Genomic DNA, 17,706 nt, shown 5'->3' with positions numbered 1-17,706 from the left:
GACTTCCCCATGAATGCGACACCGAATGAGGCGACTAGGCCGGGTGCAGCCGGGTGCCGAAGTGGGCCGAGATTGTCGCGGCGATCTTGGCTGATCCTGGCCGCTATGTGGATGGTTCCGTGGTGGGGGAGCTGCGCGTCCAGCTCGAAGCGAGCAAGGCAGCTGATGGCGCCCACGGTCCATCGGCGGCTCTACCCAAAGTGCAGGCCGTGCTCGCGGTCACGCAGCACTCCGTCCGCGAAGTACGGCCTCAGATCCGGCGGCAACTGCTGGCCGTGGGAGCGGACGCCGCGGAGTTCGTCGGCTGGTTGTACCGCGATCTTGGGGATCTGTCCACGGCAACGTACTGGTACGACCGGGCAATCGAATGGGCGCAAGAAGCCGACGACGGCCCCATGCAGGGCTACGTGTTGCTGCGCAAATCTCAACTCGCCTACGACCGGCGCGATGCATTAAAAGTGCTTACCCTGGCGGAAGCCGCTGGTCTTGAACGCTGGCAGTTGCCGGCGAAGGTCAGAGCCGAGGTTGCGCAGCAGCAAGGCCGCGGCTACGCCATGGTCGGTGAACCGATGGACAGGGTGGAGCGGGTGCTCGGCGAGGCCCTCCGATGGCTCGACGAGTTCGAGAGCGGCCGTGACGACAGCGGGGCGCAGCTCAGCGGTACGTACAGCCGTGCCGACCTGACTCTGCGAACCGCCAGTTGCTACATCGAGGCCGGACAACCCGCGCGGGCGGCCGGGCTGTATCAGGAGGTGCTGCAGGGCACGTCGCTTTCTCGTCGGGACAGGGGATACTTTCTGGCCCGCCGAGCCTTCTCTCTGGCTCTGGCCGGCCAGCCCGATGAAGCCGCTGCTGTTGGCATGGTGTCGGTGCAGCTCGCCAACGCCACCAGCTCCTTGCGAAAGCGTGAGCTGGGGCGCCTCGTTCGTGCCCTCCGACCGTGGGCCGCACGGCCCGGACCGAGGGATCTGGACGAGGCGCTACCTGTTTAGCGATTCTCCTGTATGAGCCACTCGGCCACCGTCCGGATGACAAAGGCCTGCCACTCCTGGCTCTGCGGGTCGAGGTAATGCGGGTCATCGTGTACGGCGAAGCCGTGCTGGGCACCATCGATCTCGACCAGTTGGCACGGTGCCCGGAACTGCGGTACGGCGTCCCTGGACGCTTCCACTGGCACGAAGGTGTCCTTGGTGCCGTGCACGATGAGCGTCGGCGCGGCCACCTCGCCGAGCGCCTCATGCGGACGCAGCCAGAACACCTCGTTGTAGAGGGCACGTCCGTGCTTGAAGGTTGGCGAGTGGAAGAGGTAGCCCTGGGTGCGGAGCTGCGTCGATGCCTCGTCGGTCAGATAGTCGTTCTGCCAGAAAGGACGGCCGTCGATCGTGCGCTCTTTGTAGTTCAACCGGGGGTTGAGCAACACCAGACGGGAAATTTCATCCGGGCACTTGGCGGCGTAGTAGGCCGTGATCCCGCCGGTGAAGCTCGTGCCGAGCAGGCTGAGGGTTGCCGCGCCGGTCGCGTCACTGACATGCCGCAGGGCTACGCGGATGTCGTTGAGGATGGCGGAGAGCGTCAGCTCTTCTTGTCGGCCCTCACTCCCCCCGTGGCCACGCAGATCGAAGCGCAGGGACGCCACGCAGGAATCGCACAGCCCGAGGGCCAGCCGGGTGAAGAACCCATCCTCCTCGCGTGTCACCCCGCCGCCGTGCATCAGAACGACGGCGTGGTTGGCGGGTTCAGCTGGTGTGACAAGTGTTCCGGCAAGGTGGAGGCCATCGAGGGTGCGGAATGTGATTTCTTGCTCAGTTGAAGTCACAAACAGCAGCATACGGCTGGGGCAGGCGTATTTCAGGGGACGAAGTGAGCGGCAAGCGGCCCGGGCGATCACACCACCTTGGCCGCGTGTTGATGGCCTTCTGAGACATTCATGCGCCTCGCTCCTGCTGGATCACGGCGTGGATCTCATCATCATCAAGGAGCTGCTCGGCCACGCCCACATCTCGATCACCGCCGACACCTACGCACGTCCGGCTTCGCCTCCAGCGCGACGCCATCGAACGCATGGGCAACGCCCTCGACGACCACCCGAAACGTAGCTGTGAAAAACGATCATGGCTACTCTAGCCGTCAACTTAGCCGTCAGACTGCTACCAGAGGCCCGCCGAAGGGTTCATCCATCGGCAGTCCCTATCATCTGAGCAGCCCATTGCTAGGGACTTTATTTATTCAAAGTAAGCTGATGAACGCGCGCCGCCTGACGCTCCCCCGGCTCAATGTCTGCCGTCCGAACTCGGTATACTCCGCGCCCCAGCTGAATTTCTAGAGAGTCACTTGAGGCCAGGTCCATCCCGGGTATCGATGCATCGAATAGTATTGCAGTATCGCGCACGTCGATCGAAGGTCCATCCTCCCATGCGACCGACGAAATTTGAGAATTCACCATTTGGATTAGCTCATCTTCCGAGTCTGCATACAGCCATTGCACAAAGGCTTGATGCTCCGGCAGATATGCGGTTCGTAGAGGCTCGTCCCACAAGGCGAGGGCCGTTCGCTGACGTTCGGGGTCGCCGAAGCCGACAAGCCCTGTAGCTCCATCCACTTCGCAAGCCTGCTGGTAGTCGCCCCGATGCCCTGTCCAGAGGGGAACATCATCAAGCGCGACGAGCACGAATGGCCCACCCGTGGTCTCGATCCACTTCATGCTATTACCATTCGAAAGCATCGTATATTTTTTTCATTAGTGGGGCCATCTGGCGAACCCACCCTCCCTGTTTGGCACTGCAAGACCTGCACTGCGGGTACAGCCGTTGCTTCATCCCGTCAGGGATCCATTCGCTAGGCGGCCAATGATCCTTAACCCAAGTCCCTCTTCTGTTACCCGGATCAAGAGTGCCACAAGTGTGGCACCCGAAGTGGTCGCCATTCCGGTTGTTCTGATCGATCTCATCTTGCGTCCAATCCCTACCCTTATTTCGGGCGGGAATCGACTCCCCCGCATATGGTCCCCTTGAACAAACATCATCAGGGTTCGACCGGCCGGGACTGTCATTATGAACAAGGACTGCTTGGCCGCCTGCTACCACATGGTAGGTGTGCAGCTCGTCGACTGTCAGGTTGTAGACATGTTGGATGGCGGTCCACGCTTGCACCGCAGTGGCTTGAACGTATGTGCCGGCCGAGGTCTGTAGCCACATGCCGGGCTGTAGGCGGCCGGCGTCGACCCACCGGCGTAGAGGGGGCACCCAGAAGGGGTGGTTGTCCGTGGCCGTGATGGCGTCGGTGGCGGTTCCGGCGCTTCCGTCGACGTCCAGGGTGATCTCGACAAGGCGCTTGGTGCCTTGGCCTTCGATCAGGGCGGTGACTGGTTCGGTGCTCGTATGGTCGGAGGTGGGGTCGGTCGCGACGACGCGGTCGCCGATCTTGACATCTTCGATGGCTTTGCGGCTGCCATCGGCCATGAGCACTCTGGTGCCTGAAATGAAGCTGTTGGGTACGTCGTCACATGAGTAGATGGTGGAAGGTGGTGGTTCGCTGTCGTAGGTGTCAGGGATATCTCCTGACTCTCTGGGTTCATCAGCGGCCGCGCCATCGACGCACCGCCCGGCTGACCTCTGACTGTCGTCGCAATTGATGATGTTGCCTGTGTCGGAGTCGGGGTCGCCCGCGGGAACACCCTCGAATCCGTCGATGTCGCCATCGGCCAGGTCGATGCGGTCTGGATTCTCGCAAGGCGCTCCGGGGGTGAGAGGACATTTTTCTTCGAGGGATGGCTCGGGCTCCTCGAAGCACGTTTCGCAATTGGGTCGATCTTTTTTGACCCACCGATAAGCTGGCTTTTCCTTCTTCCTCTTCTTTTTTATCGCAGGCGGACGTGACGGAGCGGGTTGAGGAGTGTAACAGTTTGCCGTGCAGGGGTGACCGTTTGGCTTCTTGTTCGGCTCCTTGTTTGGCTCCTTGTTTGGTTCTCCTGGCCGCTTAGCATCACGCTTCGGCTGAGGCCTGGGCTCACGGCGGTCGTCACCATGCCCATACTTATATTGCTGCTGACCAGATGTGCCTCCGGTGGTTTCCTTTGTTGTCGTGCTTGTCTTCCCCTTGCCGCTTGGCACCTTACCGGTCGTCGTTTTACTGACTGTCGTGCTACGGCTGGGCACACGCGTATACCTCAGCGCCTCGGCTCCTTGGAGCAGACGACCCCCCACGAGTAGCGTTATAGAGGAACCGCCGCCGCCATCACCTCGCCAAACAACGTGGCCCGAAGGATCTGTGCCGATGAGAGGACTGCCATTGGCATAGGTATAGCGGTTAGCTCGGATGGACGGATCCGGCGTCAGGGTCCAGGTGTCGCGGGACGCGAAGCTACCGGTGCCAGGCTGATACCAGCGGGCATGCATATTGATGTTGCCGGTGTCGGGGTCGGTGTATTCGCTCTGGTAGCCGAGCGCGGGTTTGGTACCGGTCTGGGCGATGGGTTCGCCGAAGGGGTTGTAAGTGGTGGTGCTGGACAGGGCGGTGCCGGTGAAGGTACCGACCAAGTCCTGGTGAAGGTCGGTGAGCGCTCCGGCTGCGGGGGCGGTGCCTTCCTTGACGCTGGTCAGGTTGCCGAAGGGGTCGCGGCCGTAGCTGGCTTGTACGGCGCCGGTCTGGTCGGTGATGGCGATGATGTCGTTGTCGAGGCCGGCGTAGGCGAACCGCTGCTGGCTGCTGCCGCTCTTCTGGCGGGTGAGCATGCGGTCGAAGGCGTCGTAGGTGTAGGTGGCGTCGCCGTCGTTGATGAGCCGGTCGAAGGCGTCGAAGGTGAGGTTGCGGGTGGTGCCGTTCTTGGTCTGGGTGGCCAGGGTGCCGCGCGGGCTGTAGGTGTAGGTGCTGCCGTCGCCGGCGGTGAGGCGGTTGCGTTCGTCGTAGGTGTAGGTCTTGTCACCGGCTTTGGTGCGGTTGCCTGCGGCGTCCCACTCATAGCTGGTGGCGGTGCCGTCGGGGCCGGTCCAGGAGGTGAGGCGGCCGGCGTGGTCGTAGCCGTAGGTGTTGCTGCCCGCTCCGGCGAGGCCCTCGGTGACCTTGGAGGTGAGGTTGTCGTCCTTGTCCCACCCGTAGCTGATCTTGGAGAGCTGGCCACCGCTGCTGTTCTTCAGGGTGTGGGTTTCGGGCCGGTCGAGGGCGTCGTAGGTGAAGACCTGGGTGTTGACGGGGTTGGCCGAGGTGATCGTGGTGAGCCGGTCGGCGCCGTCGTAGGCGTAGGTGTTGGTGCGGCCGCTGACCGGGTCGGTGACGGTCTTGAGCCGGTTGTCGGCGTCCCAGGTGTAGGTGCTGGTGCCGGTGACGTCGACGCGCTGGGTCGGGTTGCCGAGGGCGTCGTAGGCGAAGGTGGTGGCGGTCCCGGTCGGTGGGGTGAGCTTGGTGAGCAGGCTGCGGTCGTTGTATTCCAGGGTTTGGTCGCTGACCGTGGTGGGGCGGTCGGCCAGGTCGTAGCCGTAGGTCTTGTCATTGGCGACGATGCCAGCTCCGGAGCCGCTGACCTTGGTCAGCCGGTTGAGCTGGTCGTACTGCTTGTCATGGCGGACGCCGCCGGGCTGCAGGAGCGCGCTCTCGTTTCCGGCTGCGTCGTAGACGTGGGTCCAGGTGCGGTCGGCTAGGGCGGGGTGCGCGGTGGTGGCCGGCTCGGTGAGGGTTTCGATCAGGCCGAGGGTGTTGTAGCCGGTCCAGGTGGCGTTGCCGCGGCCGTCGGTGATGCGGGTTCGGGCGCCGGTGGCGTCGTAGCCGAATCCGGTGGTGATCGTTTTGCTGTCGGAGACCGGCTCGACCAGCTCGACCAGTAGATCGCTAGCGTCGTAGCTGCGACGGGTGACATGGCCCTCGCCGGAGGTATACCGGGTGGCGTTGCCGGCGGTGTCATAGCCCAGGCCGACGGTACGCACCGTCCCACCGGTGTTGTTCAGGCTCTTGACGCTGGTCAGGCGTCCGGCCAGGTCGTAGTCGCCGACCATGGCGTTGCCGAGCGGGTTGGTGGTCTTGGCGGGCCGTCCGGCCAGGTCGTAGGCGTAGGTGGTGCTGTCGCGCGCCGGGTCCGTGACCGTTTCGACCTCGCCGGCCGCGTTGGGTGCGAAGTCCGTGGTCTTGTCGCCCGGCAGGACTTCCTTGGTGAGGTAGCCGGCGTCGTTGTAGGACAGCTTGGTGGTGTAGGCCGCGCTGGCGGGCTTGCGTTCGAGCACGGTGCGGGTGATCTGCCGGCCCAGGTCGTCGTAGGTGGCCTGGGCGCGGGCGCCGGTCGGGTCGACCGCGGTCAGCTGTTCACCGAGGAGGTTGTACTCCGAGATCCACTGTCCGGCGGGCTGCCCGGGCGCTGCCGGTGGGTCGGTGATGCGGACCGGGTTGCCGAGCGCGTCGTACTCGGTCGTGGTGGTCTGTCCGCGCGGGTCGGTGACCTTGGTCAGGCGTCCCGCGGCGTCGTAGGCGTAGCCCATCTTGGGGGTGACCTGGGTGCCGCCGGGCGGCGTGTACGGCATCGCGGTCAGCGAGGTGCGGCGGCCCATCCGGTCGAAGCCGGAGGTGGACAGGCGGCCTTCCGGATCGATGACGTGGGTCTGCCAGCCGGCGTTGTTGTAGCCGATCCGGGTCGTGGGGCGGCCCTGCTCGGCGTTCCCAGCTTTTTCGATCTTGACAGTGGGTGCCTTGATCTCGATCAGGCGGCCGAGCGGGTCGTAGCTGTTGGTGGTGGTGTAGTCGGCGGCGGTGGCGCCGTCGGCGTTGCCCCGCGGGTCGGTGGTCGCGGTGGTCAGGCCGCGGTCGTCGACCGTCCAGGTGGTGGTCAGGTCCTGATCGCCGTTCTCGACCGTCTGACGGGTCAGAATCCCGGCGGCGTTGTAGGCGTAGGTGGCGGCCTCTTGGCGGGTGCCTCCCGCTGCGCCGGTGCGGGTCTCCTTGGTGGTCTGATCGTTGGCGTCGTACTCGAAGACGGTCTTGCGGGCCAGTTTGGCCGGATCGAGCGTGGCCGAGGTGAGACGGCTGGCGGCGTCGTAGGCGTACGACGTGGTGGTGGTCCCGCCGCCGGTCACCTGGTTGATCAGGTTGCCCGCCTTGTCGTAGGTGTTGCTCTCGAGGGTGACGTCCTTGGTGGTGAGGTCGGGGTTGACCTTGACTTTGTCACCGATCACCTGCGAGAGCAGGTCGTCGCCGAAGTAGGTGTAGGACGTCTTGCGGCCCATCGCGTCGGCTTGCGCGGTCAGGCGCCCGCCGGGATCGTAGGAGTAGGACTCCAGCACGATGTCCTTGGCCGTCTGCGGGTTGACCGGGCTGCCGGTCCAGTTCTTCAGGCTCGTCGTGGCCAACTGGCCGCGTGCGGTGTAGGTGTAGCCGAACACCGAGCCCAGCTCATCGGTGCTGGTCGCCGGCAGGCCGAACGTGTCCCAGGTGGTGCGTACGACGCCGCCCTCGGGATCGGTCGCGCTCTCCTCACGGCCGTAGGCGTCGTAGGCGTAGGTGCTGCTCCGCTCCGCGTCGCCGCCGGTCAGATCCTTGACGGTCGCGGTGAGCGTGTTGCCGTCGGTGTCATAGCTGTAACTGGTCTGGGCGGTGTGCGTGACGCCGGTGATCTCGTTCTTCACACCTGGCGCCGTCTGAGTGGCGAGCCGGCCGACGACATCGTAGGCGAAGGTGGTCCTGACCCCGTCAGGCTCGGCGTCGGAAACCTGGATCTGCGCGGTCATGCGCCCCAGCGCGTCGTACTCGAACGCGGTGACCAACCCGGACGGATCGCGCTGCTCAGCCAGGTCGCCGGCCGCGTCGTAACGCAGCTCGGTGGCGTTGCCCTTGGCATCGGTGCTGGTTTTGACCAGGCCGGGCGGGGTAGTGCCGCCGCCGATGGCGGGTTCACTGCCGTCGGTGTAGGCGGTCGTGGTGGAACGGCCGTTGGGGAAGTCGGTAGTGGCGGGGCTGGTTTCCTTGGTCACCTGACCCTGGGTGTTGTACTCCCACGTGGTGGCGTAGGTGTTGCTGCTCGCATCGGCGGAGCGGGCATCACGGAAAGTCTCCAGCTTGTCGTTGCGTGCGTCGAAGTCGTCGTCCTTGTTGACGCGGTAGCCGTAGTAGACCTGCTGGCAGTCGTCGGTCTTGCGGCATGACTTGTCCCTGATGAGATTGCCGCGCTTGTCGTTCCACCAACGGAACACATTGCCGTTCGGATCGGTCTGTTTGACGGAGAAGCCACCGGTGTCGTACTCGTAGCTGGTCTTGCCCGAGACCTGGTCGGACACCGACACCAGGCGCGCGTTGCGCAGCGAGTCGTACTCGTACCTCAGCGTGCCATCGCGTGGATCGGTCAACACGATCGTGTAGAGCCGCTTGACCCAGTCAATCCCGAAGTCGCCGAGCTTCCACGTGCCGCCGTGCCGGTCGGTGTGTGTCAGGAGCCGGTCGGTCGCCGGGTGATAGGTGTTCTTAGCCCAGATCCGGCCAGACGGCAGCGTGACCTGCGACAGCTTGTGGCTGACCTTGGCCCGGGCCGCCCAATGCGACTGGACCACCTCATCCGTCAGCGGCTTGCCGTACAGCGCGAACTCATCGATCGAGCCCTGGAATGGCCAGGTGCCTTTCGTGGTGGGGCCGCCGGGGATGTCGGACCATGAACTGGCACGATCGGCGCTGCCCACGTAGGCGTACTGGCGGTTCTCGTCCAGCAGTGTGCCGTTGAGCTCCCCCACTGCCTGACCGTCGAGGTAGAGCTTCTGCTTGTCGCTTGCCACGGTGAGCACTACGTGGTGCCACCGGTCGTCATTGACCGGGCCGGCTGTCGTGATGGGTGCGTATCCGGGCCCGCTCACCTGGCCCATTTGGCCTCGCAGCTTGCCGTCCGTCCCCACATACAGGACCGGCTGTGTCGCACCGACACCGCCGCTGAGCAGCCCAGCGGCCGAGAAGATCACACCAGGCTGCGTGGTCTTGATCCACCCCTCGATGGACACCTGATCACGCAGGCGGTCCAGCATGGGCCCCGGCACCATCATCGTGGACTTGGTGAATCCGGCCGCGGTGTCGGCTGTTCCTTCCAGCGCGCCCGGCTGACCGACAGTGACGTTGTCGTACAGGCCTGCGCCACCCTCGCTGCCCAGGTTGGCGGCCGGCGCGTACTGCGCGTCACCCAGCCGCCAGTACCCCACCGGTTCGGAGTCGAGCACCAGGCCCTTGTAGCGGGAGCCGTCACCGTAGCTGTAGCTGGTGCAGTTCGGCGCGGCCGCCGGCGTGCACACCGACGTCAGGTTGTCGCCGGTGTAGGCGTAGGTGTAGGTCTGCGCCTTGCCGTCCACCGGGTCGGTGGACACCGTGGCCACTCGCGGGCCGTTCCAGGTGAGATGCAGTTTCCTGCCGCCGGCGCCGCTCACCGTGTCGAAGGTGCCGCCGGTGTTGTAGTCCAGTGTTTGCGCCCGGCCCCGATTGTCCTCAAGCTTGAGCAGTCGCCCCGCGGCGTTGAAGACGTACGTCGTCGAGGAGGTGTCCTTCAGCCGCCACCCGCCACCCGCCACGTCCGCCAGCACGTCCTTCATGCCGGGCGGCGGCTGGTAGGTGCCATCGCCCTTGGCCGCGAACCGGACCCTCCGGCCGCTGGCGTAGGTGACCAGCAACCCGGTGATGGTCGTCCCCGACCGCTCGGCACTCACGTTCATGTCCCACGCGGTCGACCAGCCGGCACCGAAGATCCCGCTGGTGCGCGAATCCGAGCTGTTGTACGTGCGCACCACCGCCAGCGCCGGGCCCGCCACCTGCACCCGCGCATCCATCGCCGTCGTCGTGTAATTGCCGTTGACCAGGGAGAACTCCTCTCCATCGCCGACCCGCTCACCCAGATGAGCGCTGTTGAACGGCTGACGCCCCCCGGTGGCGATCAACTTCTTGGCGCTCGTAGCGACCGCCTTGCTCTCCGGGTCCACGACACGGACCCACCACTCGTACTGCTTGCCCCACTCCAGCGTGCCCGCGGGCACCCGCCAGCTCTTGACTCCCAACAGGGCGCCGGAGTCCCAGCACGGCGGCGTTGGAGGAGGCTGAGGAGGAAAGACAATTCCTCCTTCTTCCTCTTCCTCGGGCTTCTCGCAGACGTGGTACGTGTACCGCATCGGGATCGTAGGTCCGCCCAGGCGCTTCGCCCGCACAGTCAGCAGCGGAGTCGCCTCCACCAAAGATCCCGCGTCGGGATACACATCCTCGATCATCGGGAATGTATCCGCCGCGGTCTCCTGATCCTGCTGTTCAGCACGTTGAACACCCGCAGGCAGTTCCGGCTCCGCCCCAGGATCAGGAGTTAACCCCGTTCGCGGCCACGCACCGCCGTCTCGGGGCAAAGCTTCTGGTACTGGCGGATCCTCCGCCACATTCGATGCCGTGGCCGCCGTGGACGCAACCGTCAGACTTGGTAGGACTCCCGCAGAACCCCGTTGCTGCTTCGGCGTGACCACAGACCCCTCTGCGGAGAGCACCTCGCTGCCCCAAGCTGCTTGCTGGGCAGAAGCGGGAATCGTAGCCAGCGAAACAAGCCCCGGCAGGCCAGCAATCAAGATGACGGCTGCCGATCGGGAGAAAAGGGCACGCGAAAAGAACCGGCGCATAGCCGTCACGCTCCGAACCACAACGAGGGACACCCTTGGAGGTGCCAAACGTCGCTCCACCCCACCCGGCAGGCGTGACCTGACTCGTGCGGCTCTGGAGCCCTGACCAAACGCGCAAATCGTAACTTTGCGCAAGATCAAGCGACAAGAGCCAGTTTCGCGAACAGAAGAACACGGAATGTCACTTATCAGACAAAGGGGCGATCAGGACGATCGAGGCCCTGGCCGCTTGCCGATGGCCTTCAGTCTCTGTGCGGACGGGATGAACTCCTCTCAGCACGATGATTCGATGATGCATAGGGGGAGCCTCCTGGGATGTGCGGGTTCCCAGCGGTACATGAAGACCACTTCCAGTGGCGCGGCGGCGGAGCGCTCGACGGGTAGACCGCGCCGCCGTCGCGCCTGTTGGCCCGGGCCAGAAGGGGCGCTCCATGGAGCTCCGAGATGTCTTCACTGGGGCCGGGCGATGCCCGTCTTAACCCCAACCCGTTGAGGCGCAGGCAACGAAGAGCCGGGGGAGGCTTCGCGGGTCAGGGGCGAGGAGGGATGAGCCTCTCCATGAGCCATGCCTGGAAGGTCAAGTTCGCCATGAGTTCGACGGGGTTGTCGCATTGCACCTCCGGTAGCGCGCCGGCGGTCACCATCTCCAACGTGAGATCCCAGCGAGCGGTGGCTTTCCAAACCCAGCTGTCGGCAGGGCCGAGCTCGTAGCCGATCGTCCAGTCGGGGAAGGTGTTGCACAGAACGGAGAGCTGACGTTCTCGTACGTCGAGCCGTACCCACGCCCTGATCACGGCATTTCAGTCGGCGGTTTCGGCGAGCGCGTGCACGTTCGGATCAATCAGTCCCATATCGGACACCGCCCCGTGAATCCAATCACGTCGGTCGATTTGAGATCAGATCCGGGAATCACTTTGGGGCCTTTCTGATTGGGGGGTACACGCCCTCCAGGGGATTTCGCGCTTCCAACGGAAAGCGCAGTGTCATAGTGAAAGAGTTCAAGGGGACATCCAAGAGGGTGGATGTTGGAACGTCGCTTTCCACCAATCCCACCAACGAGGAGATGCATCCGAATGCCTCGCCGCCCTGACGCCGTGGATCCCGCCGCGTCGCCCTGGCACTTGCTGGGCGCCGAGCTGCGGTACTGGCGTGATGAAGTGCGCAAACTCAACCTGCGTGAAGCGGCTGCGAAAGCGTTGTGCGACCATGGCGACTTGTCCAAGTGGGAACGTGGTCTCGCGCGTATGCAAACGGACGTGATCGACCGCTTGGATGACCTGTACGGAGCCAACGGCAGACTTGCTGCACTTCATGCCGCAATGACCGAGTTGGACAACTACCGTATGGGTAGAGTTGCACCAGATGCCTCATCTCGTGACGAGGATGACGATATGGAACGGCGTGCCGTGATGCAGATCCTCGCCGCTCTCGGCGCGGGGGCGGCGATCCCACCAGGTACCTGGGACGCGCTGTTCTCCGGTGTTGAGCGCACCATCGCTGGTCGCAGCGGCATTGGCGTGGATGATTGGTCAGAGATCGTCTGGGAGCACGATTTCGCGTACTACACCAACCCGCCCGGCACTGTCTTCCAGACCATCGCGTCCGACTTCGCCGAGGTCTCCACCCTCCTCAAACGCACCTCCACGGCTACAGCGCGCTCCGGTCTGCTTCGGATCAGCGCGCAACTCGCGGTCCTCATGGGCATGGAGATGTCCGACGTCGGGGATCAGGGATCCTCACTGCGAGCCTGGCGGTTGGCCCGCCGGGCAGCGGACGCCACAGGCGATCGCGATCTACGCGTGTGGGTACGAGGCTGGGAAGCCGAATACGGATACTGGGCGGGAAGGCCGGCTCCGGTCATCGCCCGGCTGGCGAACGACGCCATCGAGATAGCCGACGGCAGCCCGAGCCGCAGCCTCGCCGAGGCGCACATGGTGAGGGCGTTCCTGCTGGCGTCGCAGGGAGATGCTGCCAGCACCCAGACAGCGCTCGTCGACCTGCGCCGCACGTTCGACGCGTTCCCGGACGCCGTGGACAGCGACCAGACCTCGCCGCTGTGGTCATTCCGAGCCTGGGCGCAAGCATGGGCGCTGGCCTACCCGTACGCCCTGCTCGGCCAGACACGAGAGGCGATCGACGCCACCGACCAGGCACGCGCCCTGTGCCCGCCCACCTTCCACGGGAACGCCGCGAACCTCGCACTCGTCTACGCCCTTACCCAGGCCAGGGGCCGCGATGTCGACCACGGCCTCCAGGAGGCCATCGCCACCGCCCAGGCGTGGCCGGTCAGTACGATCCGCAGGCTCATCATCGGCCAGATGCTCGACGACCTTCCACAGAAGAGCCTTGAGTCGGAAGCCGCCCACGAATTGCGCAGCCTCACCAAAGGGTCAGTCAGCGACGCCTAGCGGCGGCCGAAATTTGGTGAATCCGATTCCTCTCCAGCTCTGATAGCGGGGCGGATGGTGTGTTGGCCTCTGCGGTTGCGGATCCTCGCCTGGGCCTCTCAGCTTCTCTGCCAGTCGAGTGGCCAATCGAAAGCCAATGACCAGCCGATTTAGATTGGCCATGATCGCCTGGGTGCCGGTGCTGGTCGGCCTACGAGCGCCCTGGCCAGTCGCTGCCCCGACTGTTAGGCGGAGCCCGCCTTACCGTGGGGAAGAGCGAGGGGTGACGTAATTAGGTTTTCCGTTCGCCGTCTAATTCTTCGCTATCAATTCATAAGGTCTAATAGGTCAACTCTATTGCGTGAGCCGGCCGCCGCCATTCCTGTGCCCTTTTTGTAGGCGTTTGAGCTGCGCAAATGAATTGAAAAGACTGGCGAGAGCGATTGATTCGATCTTCGTTTTGGGATTCAATTGAATTGACCAAAGAAAGGTGTGGCGCGAATAGCGTCGCAGGAGATCGGAGCCATCATGGCGAATGGAATTCTCGGCAAGACCGTCCCCGCGAACATTCCCGGCGGGACGCTCACAGCGGAAGACATGGCGAGCGTCGCCCTGGAAGACTGGGCGGAGATTCAGAAGCTCTCGCGCGGCTACTGCCGGACCGTCGACAGCACCCGCTCCAGGAAGCGTATGGACGGGAGCGCCACGGTCGTCAAGGGCGGATACGCCCAGTACGGCACCGACGACGTGTCCGACGACGTCACGCAGGACGCTGTCCTCATGTTCGCGCAGCGTCTACGCGACATCATCGCGAAGTGCGCAACGGCATCTGACAGCACCCCCGACGAGCCTACGTGGATCTACGTGAGGCGCGACGGATCAGAGATGGTTATCACGCGCACGACCCTCAAGCGCTGGGCTGTACGCGACGCTGCCGCCCGCAACGGCTACCGAACCGCACTTCCTGAAGGAATTGACGAGACCTCCGGCGCGCAGCTCGTGCATGAGCTACCGCACTCGGAGAACATGACGCGCATGGCGGTGGATTCCTGTGCCGCCCAGAACAGCGCGGCCATCTTCCGCACGGCTTACGGGGACGGCAGTGAATTCCCGATCATCGCCGACGCGATAGATCTGGCATCCCACGCCGACGACTTGGGTCGTGCGGGCATTATCAGCACGATCGCTCAGTCCCGGTACGGGGGCGCGTACGGGTCACGCCGGAACGTGATCCGAGTACGCGATGCCGCACGGGCGGAGTTGCAGGATCTCTCAGAGCGTCTTGACGACGCCAGGGACGCCATGGTCTACACGGGATCAGAATCCATCGACGACTGACATAGCCGCGCTTAGAAGGGCCTCAGAAAGTACTCTGAGGCCCTTCTTGCATGTGGTATGCGACTCAGAGGATCCGAATGGCCATGAAGCGATTCGGACGGTCGATTGAGACCGGCTGCCGTATTTAGGTGAAGGGGAAATCGAGCTTACCCAATATCGCGGGTCTCGATGTCTGCTAGGTAGAAGCCCCCGCATCGCCCGTGCCGCATGAACCGCTCCCGCCATGCGGCGCGCCCGTCCCTGGAGGTGACCTGTCATGACCGCATCCGTACGTCTCAGCAAGCCCGAAGACTTCATCACCATCGTCCCGTACCTGCTCGGCTACATGCCGACCATGAGCCTCGTCGCCCTCGCCTTCGACGAACCGATCACCCGCGTGAGCAGCGTGCTCCGCTTTGACCTGCCCGCCGACTCCTCCGACGCTCCCGACCTGGCCAGCCAGCTGGCCGACATGCTCATCCGCAACAACGCTCACACAACCCTGCTGATCGGATACGGCCCCGGTGCCATGGTCACGCCCACCGTAGACGCGGTGGCGCACGCCGTGGAAGCAAGAGACATCAAGATCACCGACATGCTCCGCTGTGAGGACAGCCGCTACTGGTCCTACACCTGCCCGAACCCGGAATGCTGCCCCGCCGACGGCACCCCGTACGACATCGGCGGCAATCCCGCCGCTGCCGAAGCTGTACTGGCAGGGCTGGTTGCCCGCCCGGACAGAGAAGAGTTCGCGGCCACCCTTTCGCCCGTGACCGGGGCGGACCGCGAGCAGATCACCGCAGCCACCCGAGCAGCGTGCGGACGCGCCCGTGCCATGCTCGACACCACTCACGACTGGTACGGCGAGACCCTCAGAAGGACCGCCGAAGCCCTGGAAGTGACCCGATCCGGCGCACCGCTGAACGCCGATCAAGTGGCGTGGCTCGGCATCCTGCTGACCGCGATCCTCAACAGAGATGGCGCGATGACCTTCCTGGGACGGTACGACGACGACACCCACGTCCGTCTCTGGACCGAACTCACCCGCCGAGTGGAGGCCGCGTTCGCCGCCGCTCCCGCAGCGCTGCTGGCGTTCGCCGCCTATCGGATCGGACAGGGGACTTTGGCGCGGATCGCCGTGGAACGTTCCCTCGCCGCAGATCCGGAATACCGACTCGCCATGATGACCCGCTTCGCCCTCCAGCAGGCCATCCCGCCTGCGGTGGTGGCCTCCGATATGGACTTCGGAGACATGGCCGAGGAGATCGCCGCCAAGGTGTCCGCGCGACCGACCGGAGCGCGCCCGACCCTGCCTGAAGGTTGGTGATGGTGATGGGATACGCGACAACCCGCTCTGCCTGTGTCCTGGGAATCGTCGGACACGTGCTCACCGTGGAAGCCGACGTGACGCCGGGCCTGTCCGGGTTCAACCTGATCGGACCGCCCGCGATGTCCACCGCGTCCATGCGGGACAGAGTCCGTGCCGCGATCCTGAACAGCGGCTTCGACTGGCCCGACGCCAGCATCACGATCACCGTCCATCCGGCGATCCCACCCTGCGGGCCCATGGCGGATCTTGCCATGGCGGTGGCCCTGCTGGCGGCCGCCAGGCACCTGCCGCCCGACCGTATCGCCACGACGATGTTCGTCGGCGAACTGGGACTCGACGGCCGAATCCGCCCCGCTCGTGGGGTGCTCCCCGCCGTGGGCGCGGGCATGAGGGCAGGGATCAGCACCGCGGTCGTACCCGACACATGTGCGGACGAGGCCGCGCAGGTGCCCGGCGCCGAGATCTTCCCCGCAGCTCGCCTCGCCGACCTGATCAAGGGCCTACGAGAGGGCTCACTGGACAATCACGTACTCGTCGGGCCCGTCACGCAACCCGCACCAGCGCTGGACCTCGCCGACGTCGCCGGGAACCACTCGGCGCGCCGGGCGCTCGAAGTCTGCGCGGCGGGCGGACACCACCTCTTCATGCTCGGGAACGGGCCCGCCGCCATGCTGGCCGAACGCCTCCCCAGCATCCTCCCGCCCCTCGACCTCGACGCGGCGCGAGAGGTCGGTGAGATCCACTCGGCGGCGGGGATCCTGGAGGTACCGCCGGGAAGGAGATCCCCGATTCGCGAGCCGCACTACACGGCCACACTCGCGGCTCTCGTCGGCAACCTTTCCAGACCTGGCGCTGTATCCCTGGCTCACCGCGGGTTGCTCTACCTGGCGGACGCGCCGGAATTCACCTGGCAGGCCCTCGATGGCGTACGTCGGGCGATTGAGACCGGCGAAATCGTCCTCGCCGGGCACGATCACACAGTCCGATACCCGGCGGAGTTCATGCTCGTCGCCTCCGCTCGGCACTGCCCGTGCGAGGGAAACGGTCGGTGCGACTGCACGCCCTTCATCCGCCGTCGTTATCAGGCCCGGCTCACAGAGCTGCTCCAGAGAGTCGAGGTCCGTACGTGCATAGAGCCGTTGCACTGGCCAGCCGTGGCGGGCGAGTCCAGCGCGACGGTGGCCGCCCGCGTACTTGAGGCGAGAGGCCGAGCCGCGGACCGGTTGGCGGACACACCCTGGCGCACCAACGCTGAGGTGCCCGCCTCGGAACTCAGGGTCAGATTCCCGGCCGAACATGGCGCGATCGAACTGCTCCGCTCGGCATTGGACAGCGGCCTGCTGACATCGGAGGCGTTCATCCGGGTTCTCCGCGTCGCCTGGACGCTGGCAGACCTGCGAGGAGCCGGTCGCCCGGCCCACCAGGACGCAGCCGGAGCGCTGGAGTTGTGGCTCGGCCACGAAGGATGACGATGGCGGACGGGTCCCGGCGGTGCCGGGACCCGTTTTCTGCCTCCGGGCCGCTCTCCGACCGTTACCGTGAGCAGACCTGCGACGAGGAAGAGAAGCGGATGAACTCCGAAACTGTCGATCTGCTCTTGGACGTGGTCCAGCGCTTGGAGAAGAGCATCGTCAGTCGCGAGTGCCCCGCGATCGCCGCGCTCGACGGCCGGCGAAAGCTCATTCTCAGCGACTACGACTACCTCCGAGATCGAGATGCCGCCGTTGCCTTCGAGTCCCGGGCGGCGGAGAAGGTACGTGAGATCAGCGCGATCCGCTGGGTGCTGGCGGTTCCACAGGTGTGGATATTCAAGCCACCGAGCACCATCGCGCTCCGAGCCGTGTCCAACCACCCACTTCGCGAGGGTGAGCAGGAGGCGATCACGTGGACGAGCTTCGACCAGGCGGACGGCGTCGACTATGGCCGTGTCCTGTATGCCCGCCGCCCCAACGGTGACCCGGTGTTCGAGGAGCCGGAGATCTTCGACATCGGCATCCGCCCGCGTGACGTGATGCCGGGGCGCACCCTTCTGAAGGCGTTTCTGCAGGAAGACGGCTTCTGAGGGTGAGGGCCGCCC

11 protein-coding genes are annotated in these 17,706 nt (G+C 64.9%); 7 read left to right on the top strand and 4 right to left on the bottom strand.

Annotated features, from left to right (window positions below):
• Positions 1-53: 53 nt before the first annotated feature.
• Positions 54-992: a hypothetical protein gene (locus ACFPZ3_RS42890; RefSeq protein WP_379520114.1), complete on the top strand. Its 939-nt coding sequence runs from the start codon at positions 54-56 to the stop codon at positions 990-992.
• Here ACFPZ3_RS42890 and ACFPZ3_RS42885 read toward each other — a convergent pair.
• A complete protein-coding gene (locus ACFPZ3_RS42885; protein WP_379520113.1) occupies positions 989-1,828 on the bottom strand; it encodes an alpha/beta hydrolase in 840 nt (279 codons plus the stop codon). The two genes, ACFPZ3_RS42890 and ACFPZ3_RS42885, sit on opposite strands and share 4 nt — an antisense overlap.
• Between ACFPZ3_RS42885 and ACFPZ3_RS42880 the strand changes: the two genes are divergently transcribed.
• On the top strand, positions 1,746-2,096 hold the full coding sequence (locus ACFPZ3_RS42880) for a tyrosine-type recombinase/integrase (protein ID WP_379520112.1): 351 nt from the start codon (positions 1,746-1,748) through the stop codon (positions 2,094-2,096). The two genes, ACFPZ3_RS42885 and ACFPZ3_RS42880, sit on opposite strands and share 83 nt — an antisense overlap.
• 122 nt (positions 2,097-2,218) lie before the next feature.
• Here the strand turns inward: ACFPZ3_RS42880 and ACFPZ3_RS42875 are convergent, their stop codons facing one another.
• From ACFPZ3_RS42875 to ACFPZ3_RS42865, 3 genes are all read right to left on the bottom strand, one after another.
• A complete protein-coding gene (locus ACFPZ3_RS42875) occupies positions 2,219-2,701 on the bottom strand; it encodes an Imm21 family immunity protein (protein WP_379520111.1) in 483 nt (160 codons plus the stop codon).
• Positions 2,702-2,705: 4 nt separating this feature from the next.
• On the bottom strand, positions 2,706-10,202 hold the full coding sequence (locus tag ACFPZ3_RS42870; RefSeq protein WP_379520110.1) for a polymorphic toxin-type HINT domain-containing protein: 7,497 nt from the start codon (positions 10,200-10,202) through the stop codon (positions 2,706-2,708).
• 923 nt (positions 10,203-11,125) lie between these two features.
• Positions 11,126-11,389 (bottom strand): hypothetical protein, encoded by a 264-nt coding sequence (locus ACFPZ3_RS42865; protein WP_379520109.1) that lies wholly within the window; start codon positions 11,387-11,389, stop codon positions 11,126-11,128.
• A gap of 300 nt (positions 11,390-11,689) precedes the next feature.
• Here ACFPZ3_RS42865 and ACFPZ3_RS42860 point away from each other — a divergent pair, with 300 nt between their 5' ends.
• From ACFPZ3_RS42860 to ACFPZ3_RS42840, 5 genes are all read left to right on the top strand, one after another.
• Positions 11,690-13,003 carry a helix-turn-helix domain-containing protein gene (locus ACFPZ3_RS42860; protein WP_379520108.1) on the top strand — a complete coding sequence of 438 codons (1,314 nt, stop codon included), beginning with the start codon at positions 11,690-11,692 and terminating at the stop codon, positions 13,001-13,003.
• Positions 13,004-13,510: 507 nt separating this feature from the next.
• On the top strand, positions 13,511-14,320 hold the full coding sequence (locus ACFPZ3_RS42855) for a hypothetical protein (protein ID WP_379520107.1): 810 nt from the start codon (positions 13,511-13,513) through the stop codon (positions 14,318-14,320).
• A 256-nt stretch (positions 14,321-14,576) separates the two neighbouring features.
• Complete coding sequence (locus ACFPZ3_RS42850) at positions 14,577-15,626, top strand: DUF4192 domain-containing protein (RefSeq protein ID WP_379520106.1); 1,050 nt, start codon at positions 14,577-14,579, stop codon at positions 15,624-15,626.
• A gap of 56 nt (positions 15,627-15,682) precedes the next feature.
• Positions 15,683-17,098, top strand: a complete 1,416-nt coding sequence (locus tag ACFPZ3_RS42845) for a YifB family Mg chelatase-like AAA ATPase (RefSeq protein WP_379520105.1) — start codon at positions 15,683-15,685, stop codon at positions 17,096-17,098.
• A gap of 2 nt (positions 17,099-17,100) precedes the next feature.
• On the top strand, positions 17,101-17,691 hold the full coding sequence (locus ACFPZ3_RS42840) for a hypothetical protein (RefSeq protein ID WP_379520104.1): 591 nt from the start codon (positions 17,101-17,103) through the stop codon (positions 17,689-17,691).
• The last annotated feature ends 15 nt before the right edge of the window (positions 17,692-17,706 follow it).

The sequence above is a fragment of the Nonomuraea insulae genome, assembly GCF_042656245.1.
The sequence above is the reverse complement of the archived record's forward strand: the minus strand, read 5'-3'. Positions and strand labels throughout refer to the sequence as shown.